The sequence below is a fragment of the Bacillus sp. GbtcB14 genome, from assembly GCF_019091205.1.
Classification (GTDB): Bacteria; Bacillota; Bacilli; order Bacillales; family Bacillaceae_G; genus Bacillus_A; species Bacillus_A cereus_AG.
The window spans coordinates 1-245 of record NZ_JAGXJT010000254.1; the positions used below are offsets into that span (position 1 = coordinate 1).

Below are 245 nucleotides of genomic sequence, written 5' to 3' on the forward strand. Positions count from 1 at the left end.
TGCTGATGAGCAAATAGATTTAGTGTTATCGGGCCATGCTCATGGTGGTCAAGTTAGATTGCCATTTATCGGAGGGATAGTTGCTCCGTATCAAGGTATATTTCCTAAATATACAGCCGGGTTATATGAAAAACAAAATACTTCTATGGTACTGAGTAGAGGATTAGGCAATAGTATCATTCCGCAAAGGATTTTCAATAGGCCCGGACTTGTAGTCGTGCAGTTAAATAGAACTGCACGATTTT

1 pseudogene is annotated in these 245 nt (G+C 39.6%); it reads left to right on the top strand.

The features are described from left to right. A pseudogene (locus tag KVT31_RS29850) lies at positions 1–245 on the top strand (metallophosphoesterase); the annotation flags it as partial.